The 14273-nt window shown below is 71.9% G+C and carries 17 protein-coding genes and 1 pseudogene; 4 read left to right on the top strand and 14 right to left on the bottom strand.

The features are described 5' to 3' along the window. Positions 1-3: 3 nt before the first annotated feature. Together AB0M80_RS27805 and AB0M80_RS27810 are read right to left on the bottom strand one after the other, a co-directional pair. On the bottom strand, positions 4-456 hold the full coding sequence (locus tag AB0M80_RS27805) for an OsmC family protein (RefSeq protein ID WP_364570839.1): 453 nt from the start codon (positions 454-456) through the stop codon (positions 4-6). Positions 457-514: 58 nt separating this feature from the next. Continuing rightward, positions 515-1510, bottom strand: coding sequence for a LacI family DNA-binding transcriptional regulator (locus AB0M80_RS27810; RefSeq protein WP_364570842.1), 996 nt, complete (start codon positions 1508-1510; stop codon positions 515-517). 81 nt (positions 1511-1591) lie between these two features. Here AB0M80_RS27810 and AB0M80_RS27815 point away from each other — a divergent pair, with 81 nt between their 5' ends. Both AB0M80_RS27815 and AB0M80_RS27820 read left to right on the top strand, forming a co-directional pair. Beyond that, complete coding sequence (locus AB0M80_RS27815; RefSeq protein WP_364570845.1) at positions 1592-2437, top strand: phytanoyl-CoA dioxygenase family protein; 846 nt, start codon at positions 1592-1594, stop codon at positions 2435-2437. 42 nt (positions 2438-2479) lie between these two features. Beyond that, the gene (locus tag AB0M80_RS27820; protein ID WP_364570848.1) at positions 2480-2620 is read left to right on the top strand and encodes a hypothetical protein; all 141 of its coding nucleotides are present in this window, start codon (positions 2480-2482) and stop codon (positions 2618-2620) included. 52 nt (positions 2621-2672) lie between these two features. On the opposite strand, the gene AB0M80_RS27825 is transcribed toward AB0M80_RS27820, so the two are convergent. Beyond that, entirely contained in the window at positions 2673-2804 is a 132-nt protein-coding gene (locus AB0M80_RS27825; RefSeq protein WP_364570851.1) for a hypothetical protein, read from the bottom strand. A 186-nt stretch (positions 2805-2990) separates the two neighbouring features. On the opposite strand from AB0M80_RS27825, the gene AB0M80_RS27830 reads away from it, so the two are divergent. Then, positions 2991-3743 (top strand): ZIP family zinc transporter, encoded by a 753-nt coding sequence (locus AB0M80_RS27830; protein ID WP_364570854.1) that lies wholly within the window; start codon positions 2991-2993, stop codon positions 3741-3743. On the opposite strand, the gene AB0M80_RS27835 is transcribed toward AB0M80_RS27830, so the two are convergent. Together AB0M80_RS27835 and AB0M80_RS27840 are read right to left on the bottom strand one after the other, a co-directional pair. Beyond that, the gene (locus AB0M80_RS27835; protein ID WP_364570857.1) at positions 3724-4044 is read right to left on the bottom strand and encodes a hypothetical protein; all 321 of its coding nucleotides are present in this window, start codon (positions 4042-4044) and stop codon (positions 3724-3726) included. The genes AB0M80_RS27830 and AB0M80_RS27835 overlap by 20 nt on opposite strands. Then, positions 4044-4286: pseudogene (locus tag AB0M80_RS27840) on the bottom strand (SRPBCC family protein); the annotation flags it as partial. The gene AB0M80_RS27835 and the pseudogene AB0M80_RS27840, both read right to left, overlap by 1 nt. Before the next feature lie 95 nt (positions 4287-4381). Between AB0M80_RS27840 and AB0M80_RS27845 the strand changes: the two are divergent. Further along, positions 4382-5017 (top strand): TetR/AcrR family transcriptional regulator, encoded by a 636-nt coding sequence (locus AB0M80_RS27845; protein ID WP_364570860.1) that lies wholly within the window; start codon positions 4382-4384, stop codon positions 5015-5017. Positions 5018-5029: 12 nt separating this feature from the next. Here AB0M80_RS27845 and AB0M80_RS27850 read toward each other — a convergent pair whose 3' ends face one another. The 9 genes from AB0M80_RS27850 to AB0M80_RS27890 all read right to left on the bottom strand — a co-directional run bounded on the left by AB0M80_RS27850 (position 5030) and on the right by AB0M80_RS27890 (position 14251). Then, positions 5030-5905: a trypsin-like serine protease gene (locus AB0M80_RS27850; protein WP_364570863.1), complete on the bottom strand. Its 876-nt coding sequence runs from the start codon at positions 5903-5905 to the stop codon at positions 5030-5032. Positions 5906-5972: 67 nt separating this feature from the next. After that, a complete protein-coding gene (locus AB0M80_RS27855) occupies positions 5973-6614 on the bottom strand; it encodes a TetR/AcrR family transcriptional regulator (protein ID WP_364570866.1) in 642 nt (213 codons plus the stop codon). 87 nt (positions 6615-6701) lie between these two features. Next, positions 6702-7580: a CU044_5270 family protein gene (locus AB0M80_RS27860; protein ID WP_364570869.1), complete on the bottom strand. Its 879-nt coding sequence runs from the start codon at positions 7578-7580 to the stop codon at positions 6702-6704. Beyond that, the gene (locus tag AB0M80_RS27865) at positions 7573-8163 is read right to left on the bottom strand and encodes an RNA polymerase sigma factor (RefSeq protein WP_364570872.1); all 591 of its coding nucleotides are present in this window, start codon (positions 8161-8163) and stop codon (positions 7573-7575) included. The genes AB0M80_RS27860 and AB0M80_RS27865 overlap by 8 nt, the downstream gene beginning before the upstream one ends. A gap of 113 nt (positions 8164-8276) precedes the next feature. Continuing rightward, positions 8277-8759: a MarR family transcriptional regulator gene (locus AB0M80_RS27870; protein ID WP_364570875.1), complete on the bottom strand. Its 483-nt coding sequence runs from the start codon at positions 8757-8759 to the stop codon at positions 8277-8279. Between the two features lie 179 nt (positions 8760-8938). Beyond that, a complete protein-coding gene (locus tag AB0M80_RS27875; protein WP_364570878.1) occupies positions 8939-9283 on the bottom strand; it encodes a hypothetical protein in 345 nt (114 codons plus the stop codon). Between the two features lie 155 nt (positions 9284-9438). After that, the gene (locus tag AB0M80_RS27880; protein ID WP_364570880.1) at positions 9439-12579 is read right to left on the bottom strand and encodes a family 43 glycosylhydrolase; all 3141 of its coding nucleotides are present in this window, start codon (positions 12577-12579) and stop codon (positions 9439-9441) included. A 95-nt stretch (positions 12580-12674) separates the two neighbouring features. Next, positions 12675-13673: a hypothetical protein gene (locus AB0M80_RS27885; RefSeq protein ID WP_364570883.1), complete on the bottom strand. Its 999-nt coding sequence runs from the start codon at positions 13671-13673 to the stop codon at positions 12675-12677. Then, positions 13670-14251: a TetR/AcrR family transcriptional regulator gene (locus AB0M80_RS27890; protein ID WP_364570884.1), complete on the bottom strand. Its 582-nt coding sequence runs from the start codon at positions 14249-14251 to the stop codon at positions 13670-13672. Before AB0M80_RS27890 ends, AB0M80_RS27885 begins: the two co-directional genes overlap by 4 nt. Positions 14252-14273 lie beyond the last annotated feature (22 nt).

The raw sequence follows: 14273 nt of genomic DNA on the forward strand, positions 1-14273 counted from the left end.
CCGTCAGTTCTGGCCGGGATCGGCCGGGCCACGGTGGTGCTGGAGCGCGAGCCCCCGCTCGTGGTCGAAGGTCACCGGCACCTCGGTGCCGACCAGGGGGCACAGCCGCAGCGCCTCGCGGGTGACCGCGTCGTAGAGGTCGTCGGTCGCCGCGCCGGGCAGGTAGATGCCGACCGCCGCGCGCAGCTCGTAGCGGCCGTCGTCGCGGTGGGAGAGCGTGGCTTCGGCCGTGACCACGCTTTCGGCCGGCTCCACGTCCAGCGACGTCGCGGCGATCGTCAGCGACTGGTGCAGGCAGGTCGCCAGTGCGGCGGCGTAGAGCCGCTCGGGGTTGAGCGCGTCGGCCGTGCCGTTGCCGCTGGGCTCGCCGACCGGGTAGGCCAGGTCGCCGCGGCCGTCCACCCGGACGCTCCCGCGGCTCGACGTCGCTTCCGCCGAGTAGATGTCCCGTGCCATCGCGTCCTCCGGGTCCGCCGTTTCCGCGCGGTTACCCGGCGGGGCCCGCCCCACACGCTCAGCTCGTCTCGCGCACTTCCAGGTGGTGGGGCGCGACGATCGAGCGGGGCGGCCCCGGGTCGGCCGCCTGCCGCAGCAGGCGGTCGAGGGCGAGTTCGGCGATGCGGTCCTTGTCCGGCGACACCGTGGTGAGGGCCGGCACGCTGTAGCGGCCGTCTTCGATGTCGTCGAAGCCCACCAGCGCCAGCGCCTGGGGGACCGCGACACCGCGGTCCGCGGCGGCCCGCACCGCGCCCAGCGCCAGCTCGTCGGTGAAGCAGAAGACGGCGTCGGGCGGCTGGGCCAGCTCCAGCAGGCCCAGCATCGCCCGGTGGCCGTCGGCCCGGTGCAGGCGCCGCACCGGCACCTCGAGCTCCGCCTCGGCCGGCAGGCCCGCCTCGGCCAGCGCCTGCCGGTAGCCGGCGAGGCGTTGCCGCGCGGTGGCGTTGAGCGACCGCGGCTGGATGCCCAGCGCCGCCACGCGGCGGCGGCCCGAAGCGAGCAGGTGCGCGGTCGCTTCGCGCGCGGCCGCGACGTTGTCGATGGCGACGTGGTCGACGCCGGCGGTGCCGTCGTGCTCGCCGAGCAGCACCAGCGGGACGGTGTCGGTCCGCGCGGCCAGCTCCGCGGGCGCCACCGCCCACGGGCTGAACAGCACCCCGTCGACCAGCTGGCTGCGCTTTCCGTGCAGCAGCTCCTTTTCGCGCTCGGCGTCGCCGTCGGTCTGGTCGATGAGCACCGTCAGCCCCCGGGTGCCGGCGATGCGCACGGTCCGCGCGGCGAGCTCGGCGAAGTACGGCGAGTCGATCTCGGGGATCACCAGCGCCACCAGCCCGGTCCGGCCGCGCCGCAGCGTGCGGGCGGCCAGGTTGGGCCGGTAGCCGAGCGCGTCGATGCTCGCCTGCACGCGTTCCCGCGTCGCCGGGGCCACGTAGCGGAACCCGTTGACCACGTTGGACACCGTGCGCACCGACACGCCGGCGTGCTCGGCCACGTCACGCAGTTTCGGGTTCACCGGGGGAGCGTACCTCTTGCAACGTGGCATGCCACGTTGCAAACTGAGCTGCCACGCCGTCGTGCCCCCTAGGAGGCCAGGATGACCGCACACCAGACCGTCCCCGCCCCGCTGCCCGCGGCCGAGCTCGCGGCACTGACCGACCGCCTGTACTCCGACGGCATCATCGGCCTGCCCAAGGCGTTTCCCCGCGAGTGGGTCCGGCAGCTCGGCGAAGACATCGACACCGCGTTCGCCGAGGCCCGCGCCCGGCCCGGCGGCGCCGTCGGCCGCGGCCCGAACCGCTTCTACGTCGAAATCCACCCGGAGCAGCTGCGCGGGTTCGCCGATCTGGCCGGCCACCCGTGGATCACGGCCGTCGCCGAGGCGGTGCTGGGGCCGGCGTACCGGATCGTCGAGGTGGGCTTCGACGTCCCGCTCGCCGGTGCGGTCGACCAGCCGTGGCACCGTGACTTCCCGATGCCCGCCGAAACCGCGCGCGACCGCAAGCTGACGTCGCTGGCCGTGAACGTGACCGCCGTCGACACCGAGCCGGACATGGGGCCGTTCGAGATCGCCCCCGGCACCCACTGGGACGATGGCAGCGGGTTCGACCACGGCATGTTCCCGCCGCGGGAGGCCTATCCGCGCTACCGCGAACTCGCGACGCGCAAGTTCCCCGAAATGGGCGATATTTCGATCCGGTCGGCGTTGACGGTCCACCGCGGCACCGCGAACCAGTCGGCCAAGGCGCGTCCGGTCCTGGTGCTGGGCCTCGACGCACCGGGCGCGGGCAACGACGCCCGCCACGACACCGCGGTGACCCGGGAGTTCTGGGCGTCCCTGCCGGAATCCCTGCGCGCCCACTTGCATTGCCCCGTGGTCGACGTCCTGCAGCCCATCACCCAGAAGCACACGATCGAGGGACTGGTGATGGGGGAGCCGTGACCGCCGATGTTTGGCGCCCCCGGACCCGGGCATCTCCTGGCCATGGCTGAAGCGGGAATCACCGAAATGACGGGCCGGGCCGGGGCCGTGGCGGCACTGCGACGCGTACTGCTGGCGTTCGGCGTCGGCGGCGCGCTGGCGTGCGTCGCCTGGATGGCACTGTGGCTCGCCATGCACGTCTAGCCGATCTTCAGGCTCCGGCCACGCGGATCGCGCCCGTGGCCGGAGCCTGATTTCACTGGCAGGCTTCGCAGTCCGGGTCGTCGATGCGGCAGGCGGCACCGTCGGTGAGCGGGAAGTCGAAGTCCTCCAGCTCGGGCACGGCCGGTGCGGCGACGGACTCTTCCGGGGCGGTGGTGGCGGACATGGCCCTCCCTTGTGGACGAACGGTTCTCTGTGTGTAGCGCCGAAGATCGCCGGGCATTCCGTGACGCGCGCCACACTGCCGCGCAGGGCCGACCCCGTGGCGTCGATGGCTGCCGGAGGTGTCCCCGGCGGCGCCGGTGGGTAGTCCTCCGTCGGACGATCTCGGTTTCGGCGGAAGGTGGCTCTCGTGCCGCAATGGGTGGAGGCGGGGCTGTGGGGCCTCGTCGGTGGGGGTGCGCTGGTGCTCGGCGCCGCGGTGGCCTGGTGGCTGCGCGTGTCGCGGCGGGTCGTGGCCGGGATCATGGCCTTCGGGGCCGGCGTGCTGATCTCCGCGCTGGCCTTCGACCTCGTCGACGAGGCGCAGCGGTCCGGCGGGCTGGTGCCGACCGCGGGCGGCTTTCTCGGTGGCGCCGTCGTGTACGTCGGGATCAACGTGCTCCTGGCGCGCCGGGGTGCCCGGCACCGCAAGCGTTCCGGTGACCAGCAACCGTCCGAACAGGACGCCGCGGGCAGCGGGGCGGCCATCGCCGTCGGTGCCCTGCTCGACGGGATACCGGAATCGGTGGTGCTCGGCGTTTCCCTGCTCGGTGGCGGGGGGATCGGGGTCGCCGTGCTCGCGGCGGTGTTCATCTCGAACGTCCCGGAAGGCCTGTCCAGCGCCGCCGGCATGAAGGGCGCCGGCCGCAGCGCCCGCTACGTCTTCGGCGTGTGGACCGGTATCGCGGTCGCCAGCGGAATCGCGGCCCTGCTCGGCAACCTGCTGCTGCGGACGGCGTCCCCGGCGACCGTCGCCGCGATCACGGCGGTGGCCGCGGGGGCGATCCTCGCCATGATCGCCGACACCATGATCCCCGAGGCGTTCGAACGCACCGAGCTCTACACCGGCCTGCTCGCCACCATCGGCTTCCTGACGGCGTTCGTCATCGAGCACGCCGGCTGACCACGATCGCCACCACGACGCCGGTCACGGCGAAGAACGCGGTGGCGGCGGGGCTCAGGTACTTCGACAGGCTCGGCGCACTGCTCGGCCCGGCCAGCCACAACACCAGCGCGGCGGCGTACACCGCGGCGAGGGCGACGGCCCACCGGCGGTGCATGCGCCGGCGCAGGGAACCGATCAGCACGACGGCGATGGGCACGCCGGCCAGCAGTGCGAATTGGCCGGCCACCAGGACCGGGACGGCCCAGGCCGCGACGAGCACGGCCGTCGGGGTGCGGTGCGGGGTGGTGGTGACAGTCATCGTCTTCTCCTCGAGGCTCAGCGGGCTTCGGCGGTGGTCTCGAGGTCGGCCGGCCGCAGCGGGCCGGGGTCGAGCCGCTGCGCGCTGGTGACCGCGGGCTGCCACGCGGGCCAGCGCGCCACGTCGGTGTGCAGTCTCCAGACCGTGCCGGGCGGCGCCTTGATGAGCGTCTCGGTCCGGTGGTGCAGCCCCGTGGCCAGGGAAAGCGTGAGCAGTGCGGAACGCAGCCGGGGTGATGTCACGGTGTCCTCCTGTTGTTACTCGTTGTTCTGATGGTTAGAAGCTATAACCATCGGAGCGTGAGTGTCAATAGGGACCGTGATAACCTCTAACAGTGATGACCGAGAGTCCTCGAGAGCGTTATCGAGCCCAGGTGCGCGCGGAGATCAAGCGCCACGCGTGGGAGCAGATCGCCGTCGCGGGCGTGCCGGCGCTGTCGCTCAACGCGATCGCGAAGCAGGTCGGCATGAGCGGGCCCGCGCTGTACCGGTACTTCGGCAGCCGGGACGAGCTGATCACCGCGCTCATCCGCGACGCCTACCGCAGCATCGCCGACACCGTCCGGTCGGCCCGGAGCGCCGGGGCCGGTCCGGCCGGGCTGGCGCACGCCGTCCGCGACTGGGCGCGCAGCGACCCGCAGCGGTACTTCCTCATCTACGGCACGCCCGTGCCCGGTTACCACGCACCCGACGACACGACCGCGATCTCGTCCGAGGTCATGGCGGTGCTGATCGAAGCCTGCGCGCAGGAGGCGGACGACGGGCCGCGGACGCCGTTCGACGCGCACCTCGAGACCCATCGCGAGTGGGCGGGCGGCCATCCCGCGCCGGCCGCGGCCCTGCACCGGGCGCTGTCCTTCTGGACGCGGCTGCACGGCGTGCTCTCGCTCGAGCTGGCCGGCCACTTCGCCGGCATGGAGTTCGACCCGGACCTGCTGATCACCGAAGAGCTGGCCGCACTGACGAGCCGGTGACCACCGGGCGGGTCAGCCGGTCTGTTCGCGGATCCAGTCCGCCACGACGTCCACCCGCGCGATCGTCTCGGGACCGGGCTGCGGGCACGGCGGCCCGGTGTTGACGATGGCCACCAGGGTCCCCGTGCGGTCGTCGTCCGAGACGAAGAACGGGCCGCCCGAGTCTTCCGGGCACGGCCCGTTCTCCACCGTGCGCGTGCCGACCGGCTGGGCTTCCAGGGTCGCCTGGCCGATGCCCGACACCTTGAACCGCCCGCGTTTGAGGTGGTCGGACGGGCCCAGCACGGTCGCCGAGAGCGAACCCCAGCCGGCGAACTGGAGCTGTTTCCCGATCGGCGGCCGGGTCGTGGCCAGCGCCACCGGGACGATGTCGTCGATCGGGGCGGCGAGCTTCGCCACGGCCAGGTCGTTCACCGGCGACTGCCGGACGTCCACGACCTCGGAGGTGTACCCGCCGGGATCGGTGTCCTTCAGCCGTCCGACGGTCACGGTCATCGTGTACGGCGGCCGCCCGCCGATCCGGGCGTCCTTCAGGTCGTGGAAGCAGTGCCCGGCGGTGACGACCCACTGCGGCGCGACCAGCGCGCCGCTGCAGGCCCCGCTGCGCACCCCGCCGCCCGGGACGGGGATGTCGTCGGACGTCAGCTTCGCGTTGAACGGCAGGACCGGGTTCGGCGCCGGCCGCGCGGAGGTGGTCACCGGCGCCGGGGCGGGGGCGGGGGCTGCGGTGTCGGGCAGGCTGTGCCCGCCGGCCGCCGCGGCCAGCACGGGTCCCGCGGCCGTCGCCCCGGTCGCGGCGTGGGCGAACGCGAGCCCGGCCCCGGCCAGCACCGCGACCGCCACCGCCCGCGCCCGGAACTGCCGTCGTCGATCCGAAGAGGTCCTCACACCTCTAATGCACGGGTGAAAGCCCGGAATGGTTGCGTGGATCGCCCCCGTCTTGCATCCGCGCCGGTCAGGCGCGCCTGCGGGCCGCCTTCTTCGCCGCGATCGCCGGCCACAGCACCGAGACGACCGCTTCGGGGATGTCGTCCCGGCTCTCACCGCGGTAGAAGGCGGCGAAGTAGCTGCCGAAGCACAGCGTCGCGATGGCGTGCCGGTCGATGCCGGCCTCGACCGCGCCGCTCTCCTGCAGCTGCGACAGCAGGTTCTCGACCAGCGTGACCCTCGGTTCGACGGCGTGCTCCCGGAGGATCCCGAGCAGCTCGGGGGTGCGGATCGCTTCGCCGGCGAAGTTGCCCATCAGCACCATGGCGTCCGGGGTGAAGTACGCGGGATCGAGCCGCCGGACGGCTTCGGTGAACGCCTCCCGCGGTTCCATCTCGGTCAGGTCGACGGTGTAGGAGTCGCGTTGCTTGCGGAAGCCGTGGTCCAGTGCGTCGACGACGAGCTCGAACTTGGTGCGCCACCGCCGGTACAGCGTCGGGCGGCTGACCCCGGCGTCCGCCGCGATGTCGCCGATGGTCATGAGCGAGTAGCCGTCGCGGACGAGCCGCTCGCGCGTGGCCAGGATGATCGCTTCGTCGAGCGCGGCGTCGCGGGGACGGCCGCCGGGCCTCGGCGCGGATTCCTCTTCTGCTTTGCGTGCTCGCGCCATGCGAAGAAGCCTAGTCGATCCGTTACAGCACGTCATCGTAACGGACGCTCGCCGGGACCCGGTGCGGGTCCCGGCGGGGCCGGGTGGTCAGGGACGCTGCCCGACCTGGTCGACGTAGGTCTGCACCGTCACCGCGCTGTCGGTCGTGCCCAGGAACCGGTACGTGGTGGCGTCGAAGACCAGCACGATCGGCTCCGCTTTCGGGCTCGAGCCGGGGGGCACCGGGAACTTGATCCCGACGCCCGGGCGGCCGGCGCCGTCGGTGACGTGGTCCAGGGCCGTCAGGCCCGGCACCCTCGCCGCCGCCTCGAACAGCGCCGCGTAGGACGCCGGCTGGAGGACCTGTTCGTAGGCGAGGGTGTAGACGGCCTTGCCGATGTAGGTGGCCCGGCCGCTGCGATCGCCCTCCTTTTCGTAGAGGTAGGCCAGCATCGCGTCGGCCGTCGTCGGCAGGTCGGTCCGGTAGACCGGCTTGGGTACGCAGTCCTGGAGCTTCCCTTCCGCGCGAGGGTCGTTCGTGCCGTACATCGGCGCCTTGCCGTTGCGGCAGCCACCTTCCTTGATGCTGCCCATCAGGCTGTCGCGGGTGCCGTCGACCGAGAGCCAGACCTCGCGGTTGGGGGGAATGGCGTATTCGGTCTTCACGTACAGGAACTGGTCGGGCCGTGGCGGTTTGCCCGGCTCCTTCAGGGCGGTGCTCGCCGCTGCGGCCAGCACCTTGACCGGGTCGGCGTGCGCCACGCCGGGCCCGACGCCGACCTGGTCGGCGGGGGCCAGTGCGACGACGGCGGTGATCGCCGCGGCCAGGCCGACCGAGGCACCGGCGAGCCAGAACCAGCGGCGCGGCCGGTGCCGCCGTTCGCCGCGCGCGGCGGCCAGCAGCCGCTCGCGGGCCGGAGTGAGGTGCTCGGCCGGCGCGAAGCCGACGGCTTCCGCGCGGTCGCGGATCAGATCCAGTTCATCCATGACCGGAGGTCTCCTTCACGAGGTCGAGGACGCCGAGCTCGGCGCGGAGGCGCCCGCGAGCCCGGTTGAGCCGGGATTTGACGGTGCCGACGGGAATGGCGAGTGCTTCGGCGACTTCCTGGTAGCCGAGGCCTTCCGCGGCGACGAGCAGCAGCACGTCCCGTTCGCGGGGACGCAGCGCGGCCAGTGCCCGGTCGAGCCGCTTGCCGAGAGCCTGGGCGCTGACCTGGTCGGCGACCCGGTCGGCGTGCCCTTCTTCGGCGGGCGGCGGCCCGACGGCCAGCCGGAGCTTCAGTTCGCGCGCTTCCGTCCGCCGCTGCCGCGAGACGAGGTTCGTGGCGATGCCGTAGAGCCACGGCCGGGCGTCGGACCGGGCCGGGTCGAACTTCGCCCGCTTGTCGAAGGCGATCAGGAAGGTGTCGGCCAGTACGTCGTCCGCGGTCGTCGGACCGAGGCGCCGGGCCAGGTAACGGTGGATGTGCCGGGAATGGCGGTCGAAGATGACCGCGAACAGGCTCGGCTCGTGCCGGGACCGCGCGATCACGCTCGCGTCGTCGTCGGCACCGGTGTCTTCCGGGGTCATCGCCCGCCTTTCGCTCCGGCTGGTGTCATCGGCTCTTCGCGGGCGGCGCGGAACGGGTTCCGGAATCACCGGTGATCGACGGCGAAAGTGGCGCAGGTCACCTTCTGACGGGCTCAGCCGCAGTCGGCGGACGCGTCCCCGTCCGCGAGCATGCGGCGGTTCGCTTCGCCGAGGCCGTCGGCCAGCGCGTCCAGCTGGCCGGGGGTGAGGACGTCGATGAGCAGCTCGCGGACGAGCGCCACGTGTCCGGGTGCGGCTCGTTCCAGCAGGGCCGTGCCCGCCTCGGTGAGCACGGCGTAGACGGCGCGGGGGTCGCTCTCGCACGCGCGGCGGCGTACCAGCCCGGCTCGCTCCAGCTGGCCGATCTGGTAGCTCAGCCCGCTCTTGGGCGTCGAGACGGCGCAGGCGAGTTCGGTCATCCGCAGCTCCCGGTCCGGCGCTCCGGACAGCCGGGCCAGGATCACGTACTGCAGGTGCGAGATCCCGGAGTCCTGCTTGAGCTGCTGGTCCAGCCGCCGGTTGAGCAGCTCGTAGGTGCCGAAGAACGCGTTCCAGGCCCGCTTCTCCTGAGCGTTCAGCCACCGCGGACGACCCATGGCACAACCGTACCCGGTGTTCAAATTCGAACTCAATGGGCGGACGGGCGATCGCCCGGAATGGCGCTCGTCTCAGCGCCGTGAAGCCACCGTCGCCAGCTGCTCGGTGATCTCCGCCAGCAGTTCGCTGGCCGCGTCACCGAGCGCGGCCAGGTCCGCCAGGGTCGTTTCTTCGGTCTTCACGGGCACAGTTCTTCCTCCAGGGCGTCGTGGCGGGCGACGACGGCTTTGGCGAACGCGGTGTGCACGCGGAGGTACTCGTCGCGGCCGACCGCCGTGTCGGCCCATTCGTGCCAGCGGATGTGCGCTTCGGCGACATCGACCTTCGCGGCCGCCGCCACCGTGGCGGGGGACGTGCCGGCGAGGATCGCGTGGTGCATGAGCGACGGTGAGGAGCGGCGGGCGAGCTCGGCCAGCGCGGCGAGCCGGGCGAGCTGCGCGAGCGTGTCGGACGTGACCGGACGGGGGCGCGGCCGGAGAACCGGACGCGGATTTTCGACACCGTCGGTCAGGACGCTGGTCATCAAACGACTCCTGGGGCGGACGCAGTGAAGCAACCCGAACGGCGGATGTTTACCCCGGCCGAGCCGGGGTAAACGCTGCCGCTCGTGATCTCCGTCTCACCCCTTCGGGAAGATCGGGGAGGCCGCTCGAGGCGACCTCCCCGCACCTGCCCGGGTCAGCTCGCCCGGACCGCCCCGCAGTGCCACGGGATCCGCTGCGGCCGCACGCTTTCCAGCGTCGGCACGACCGGGGCGATCGTGCCGTCGCGGCGGAAGGTCAGCTTGTCGATCGTCGTCTCGCGGTGGGTGCCGTCGCCGCCCGGGATGCCGAACCGGTGGTAGGCCAGGTACCAGTCGTCGGTGCCCGGGACCTGCAGCATCGAGCTATGCCCGGTGCCGAGGACGCCCAGGTGGGAGTCCTTGCTCAGGATCAGGCCGCGGTTGGTGAACGGCCCGGTGGGGCTGGGCGCCGTGGCGTAGCCGACGCGGTAGTCCGGGCTGCGGGTGTCGTCGATGGACCAGCTGAGGTAGTACGTGCCCTTCCGCTCCACCATGAACAGCCCCTCGCGGAAGTCGGTCAGACCGTCCAGCCGGGTGATCTTCGCCGGGTCGTAGGACACCATGTCGTCGTTCAGCGGGACGACGTAGGCGTTGCCGTTGCCCCAGTACAGGTACGGCTTTCCGGTGTGGTCGATGAACACCGCCGGATCGATGGCCTGGCCGCCGTCGGGGTTCTTCGCGATCAGCGGCTTGCCGGAGTCGACGAACGGGCCGGTCGGGGAGTCGCTCACCGCGACGCCGATCTTGGCCTCGGCGCAGAAGTAGAAGTAATACTTCCCGTTGCGCTTCGCGATCGTCGGCGCCCAGGCGTTCTTGTCCGCCCAGCCGACGTCCTTGCCCAGGTCGAGGATGACCCCCTCGTCCTTCCAGTCGACGAGGTTCTTCGACGACCACGCCGAGAACTTCGTCCCGCTCCAGCCGTCGAAGCCGTCGGTGGTCGGGTACAGGTAGTAGGTGTCGCCGAACGCGACGATGTTCGGGTCGGCGTGGTACCCCGGCAGGACCGGGCTGCGCGTCTCGTGTGCCTCGACCGTCCACACGCGACGGTCACCGCCGGCGCCGGTGACCGTGAACTTCCGGGGACGGCTCAGGTCCACGGTCCGGCTGTCCGGTTTGATCGTCGCGCCCGGCGCCAGGCCGAACCGCGGCGCCAGCCGGCGCAGGTCGGTTCCCGGCTTCACCGGCAGCACGACCGTCCCGGCGCCGGAGTCGATGACGGCCGGCGTCTTGAGCGCGTCGAGCTGCACCGAGCGGATCGCGGTGCTGTTCGACGGGAGCGTGGCGACCTCGAGCCCGGACAGCGCCCGGTTGTAGAGCCGCACGTCCTTCATCTTGCCGGTCAGGGTCTTGTCGCCCGCGTACACGGACCGGCCGAGGTAGTTCGCCGCCGTGACGCCGCCGCCGAGGTCCGACGGCTTGATGGTGGCGTTCGCGTTGCGGCCTACTTCGACGCCGTCCAAGTAGAGAACTTCGACGCCGTTGCCGACCGTGAGCGTCACGTTCTTCCACACCCCGCGCGGCAGCCCGCCGCCGGAGTCCGCCGCCTGCTCGGTCGTCCAGTTCCCGGTCGCGATCGCACCGCGCAGGCCGCCGCTCGCCGTGCCACCGGTGGTGAACAGGTAGCCGTTCCCGGTCCCGTCCTTCGCCGTGTTGCCCAGGCCCCACAGGAAGTACGGCGTCTGCTGGTTCGGATCGACCAGGACGTCGGCCGACACGGTGGCCGCGGCGGCGCCGGTCAGCAGGTTGTTCGGCAGCTGGACGTGCCCGTTCTTGCCGCCGAAGGCCAGCGCGCCGCCGGCCCAGGAGACGTCACCGGCCAGCGCGCCGTCGTAGCCGTGCCCGGTGGTGTCGGTCGCGACCGTGCCCGACTTCGCGTCGAGCGGCCAGTGCGCGACGAGGCCGTTCGGGTCGGCCTGCACCGGCGCCGGAGGCGCGCTCAGCCGGTTCATCTCGGCCTGGGTGACCGGCAGGACGGTGCCGTGCCGTGGCGACGCGGGCAGGTGCGCGCCGGCCGACATCGTCCACTTGCCCGAGTTCAGGTCGGTGGTCTCGAACGGGACGTAGCCGCGGCCGCCGAACTCGTCGATGAACAGGTACCACTTGTTCTCGGTGTTGGACTTGAACCCGGTCGGCCCTTCGCCCGCGGACAGGCCCGGGCTGGTCGCCGTGGCCTTGCCGATGCAGTCGGCGACGAAGCCGTAGTGCGGGTCCAGCAGGTCGGTGGCCTTCTCCTCGGTGATGAACTTGCTGCACGGCGTCGACGAGGTGTTGTTGCGCTCGTCCTTGGTGAAGCGGTAGTAGGTGTCCTGGTTCTTGATGACCGTCGAGTCGATCACCGAGTAGCCCGGGTCGATCCACACCTGGGGTGCGCTGAAGGTGCGGAAGTCGCGCGTGGTCGCGTACATCATCCGGTTGAAGGTGTCCCTGGTGTGGTTCGGGTCGTTCTCCGCGTAGAGCTTCGAGGCCCAGTAGACGACGTACGTCCCGCGCTTGGCGTCCCAGAAGGCTTCCGGGGCCCACGTGTTGCCCGCGGTCGGCGGGGACACCTGGACGCTGCGCTGGCGCGACCAGTGCGCCAGGTCGGTGGACTCCCAGACCATGATCGACCGGCTGCCGGTCCGCTGGGCGGCGTCCCAGCCGCGGCCGGCGTAGATCCGCAGGTCCGTGGCCAGCAGGTAGAACTTGTCGCCGTCGGGGGAGCGCAGGATGAAGGGGTCGCGCACGCCCAGTTCGCCGAGGCTCGACTTGAGCACCGGCTGGCCGTTGTTGAGCTCGGTCCAGTTCAGCGGGTCGTTGCCGCGGCTGAGCGCCGAGTAGATCTGCTCCCCGTTGGAGGTGCCTTCACCGGTGAAGTAGAAGAAGCTGTAGCCGGCGAGGGGTTCCTGGGCCGGTTTGGGGACCACGGTGGCGGTGAACCGCCGCGTGGTGCTGTCGCGGCCGAGGCTGACCTTCGCGGTCAGGACGACTTTCGCGGGCGCGGCGCCGGTCGGTGGCCGGGTGACCTCACCCGTCGGGGTGATCACCGAAGGCGCGGAGGACGTCCAGGCGACGCTCGTGCCGTCCGGTCCGGTCGCCGGCAGCGTGAGATTGCCGCGGACGTCGTCGATGTCGGGCACGGACAGGGTGCTCGCGGCGGCGCGGAGGCCCGCGCCGGTGTCGGAGGACGGCGCCGCACCGGCGCCGGAACTGCCGAGGGGGACGAGTGCGGCCGCGACGGCCAGCACGACGCCGAAACGGCGTGGGGAGAACAACCTCATCGTTGTCGGTTCCTTCGGGGCGCGTCGGGACCAGCGCATGTTAACGTTAACATGCTCCGGGGTACGCTGACGATAGATTCCGCCACGCCCGGCGGTCAAGAGCCGGAAGAAGGGCCCCGGCTCGGCGGCAGGCCCGCGCGAGCCAGCTGGTGGGCGATCCCGTCCCGCGGATACGGCGTCTTCCGGCTCTCGGTGTGGAGCGCGAAGTAGAAGTCGTTGACCACGGCCGCCAGCGGAGCGTACCGCCGGAGCAGCGGGTCCGGGTGCGGTACCGCGCTGGTCGCGCACGCGCGGACGAAGTCGTTGCGGGTGCGCGGATCCGGCCATTCACCCCAGCTTCGGAGGTGCCGGTTGACCAGCTGGGTCAGGACGTGGGCCCGGTCGTGGTCGGCGTGCTCGGCGAGGAACTCGGCCTCGGCGTCCGAGAGGTCGAACGCCGAAGCCACCGTCAGGCCGAAGTCGGTGAGGTAGAGCCGTTCGCCGTCGGTGACGATGTTGGCGAAATGTGCGTCGAAGTGCTGGACACCCCGCCCGGCCAGGAATTCGGTGATCTGCCGCAGGTCCTCCTCCAGGGGCAGCTCGCCACCCGGCCAGGCGGCGAGGCTGTGCGGCAGGTACTCGAGGAACAGCACGAGGTCGGTGGTCGCTCCGGCGAGGGCTTCGAGCCGCCGCCGCACGCCGTCGTCGCCGTGCCAGAACGCGACGTCCCGCTCGATGTCGGCGCGGGGGCGGGGCAGGCCGGGCCGGACCCGCCAGTGGTGCAGGAGCGGGAAGTTCGCGCACTCCCCGCCGCGGACCCACGCCGTCGTCATGAGGTGTGCTTCCAGCTCGCGCCAGGCCCCGCCGCCCGCGGAACCGACCCCGTAGTGCGACCACGGCGGGAGTCCGTAGAGGTCGGCCGTCGAATGCGGGTGCGCCCGTTCGACGTCGGTGAGCGGGACCCGCTTGACGAAGACGGGTTCGCCGGCCACTCGCAGCAGCCAGGACGACCCGCCGATCCCGGTGCCGAGCGGGCGGGCCGCGGCCAGGAGGTCGTCGCCTGCTTCCCGCAAGGCAGCGGTGATCTTTTCGTGGCGGGCGAGCCGGGACGTCATGCGCGCACGAGCGGCAGGTAGACCTCGTCGACGATCTCGACGAGCACGTCGTCGTCCACTGTGGCCAGTCCGCGGGTGAGGAATTCGTTGCGCAGCAGGACGAGGGCCGCGGTGGCGGCGCGGGGGTGGCGTGCGCCGGGTCGTGCTTCCCCGCGCGCGACGGCCCGGTCGACGAGCTCGAGCCAGGTTTTTGCGCCGCCTCGGCCGGCCTGTTCGTGCAGTTGTTCCCGCAGTTCCGGGTCGTCGCCCACGCCGGTGAGGAGACTGCGGAGGGCTCGTGCGGCGGGCGAAGCCTGGCCGCAGTTGATCGCCCGCAGCAGCGTCAGGGCGTCTTCGCGGAGGTTCCCGGTGTCGGGCGGCTTGAGGGTGTCCTCGGCCAGGTGGCGGTAGGCGGCGACGCCGAGGGCGGCGCGGTTCGGCCAGCGGCGGTAGATCGTGTTCTTGTTGGTGCCCGCGCGTCGTGCGACCCGTTCCACGGTCAGGCCGGGGTAGCCGGCTTCGGTGAGTTCGTCCGCCGCGGCGCGCAGGATCGCCTCTTCCAGTTCGGTGCCCCGGCGCCGGGTCTTCGGTGTCGCCATGGAGCCATCCTAGCTCATTAGG

The organism is Amycolatopsis sp. NPDC051045 (assembly GCF_040682955.1).
Classification (GTDB): Bacteria; Actinomycetota; Actinomycetes; order Mycobacteriales; family Pseudonocardiaceae; genus Amycolatopsis.

Excerpts from the sequence above, each read along its gene's own strand:
- AB0M80_RS27805 (WP_364570839.1), bottom strand. The coding sequence starts at position 456 with ATGGCACGGGACATCTACTCGGCGGAAGCGACGTCGAGCCGCGGGAGC.
- AB0M80_RS27815 (WP_364570845.1), top strand. The coding sequence starts at position 1,592 with ATGACCGCACACCAGACCGTCCCCGCCCCGCTGCCCGCGGCCGAGCTC.
- AB0M80_RS27820 (WP_364570848.1), top strand. The coding sequence starts at position 2,480 with ATGGCTGAAGCGGGAATCACCGAAATGACGGGCCGGGCCGGGGCCGTG.
- AB0M80_RS27825 (WP_364570851.1), bottom strand. The coding sequence starts at position 2,804 with ATGTCCGCCACCACCGCCCCGGAAGAGTCCGTCGCCGCACCGGCCGTG.
- AB0M80_RS27835 (WP_364570857.1), bottom strand. The coding sequence starts at position 4,044 with ATGACTGTCACCACCACCCCGCACCGCACCCCGACGGCCGTGCTCGTC.
- AB0M80_RS27845 (WP_364570860.1), top strand. The coding sequence starts at position 4,382 with ATGACCGAGAGTCCTCGAGAGCGTTATCGAGCCCAGGTGCGCGCGGAG.
- AB0M80_RS27855 (WP_364570866.1), bottom strand. The coding sequence starts at position 6,614 with ATGGCGCGAGCACGCAAAGCAGAAGAGGAATCCGCGCCGAGGCCCGGC.
- AB0M80_RS27860 (WP_364570869.1), bottom strand. The coding sequence starts at position 7,580 with ATGGATGAACTGGATCTGATCCGCGACCGCGCGGAAGCCGTCGGCTTC.
- AB0M80_RS27865 (WP_364570872.1), bottom strand. The coding sequence starts at position 8,163 with ATGACCCCGGAAGACACCGGTGCCGACGACGACGCGAGCGTGATCGCG.
- AB0M80_RS27870 (WP_364570875.1), bottom strand. The coding sequence starts at position 8,759 with ATGGGTCGTCCGCGGTGGCTGAACGCTCAGGAGAAGCGGGCCTGGAAC.
- AB0M80_RS27875 (WP_364570878.1), bottom strand. The coding sequence starts at position 9,283 with ATGACCAGCGTCCTGACCGACGGTGTCGAAAATCCGCGTCCGGTTCTC.
- AB0M80_RS27880 (WP_364570880.1), bottom strand. The coding sequence starts at position 12,579 with ATGAGGTTGTTCTCCCCACGCCGTTTCGGCGTCGTGCTGGCCGTCGCG.
- AB0M80_RS27885 (WP_364570883.1), bottom strand. The coding sequence starts at position 13,673 with ATGACGTCCCGGCTCGCCCGCCACGAAAAGATCACCGCTGCCTTGCGG.
- AB0M80_RS27890 (WP_364570884.1), bottom strand. The coding sequence starts at position 14,251 with ATGGCGACACCGAAGACCCGGCGCCGGGGCACCGAACTGGAAGAGGCG.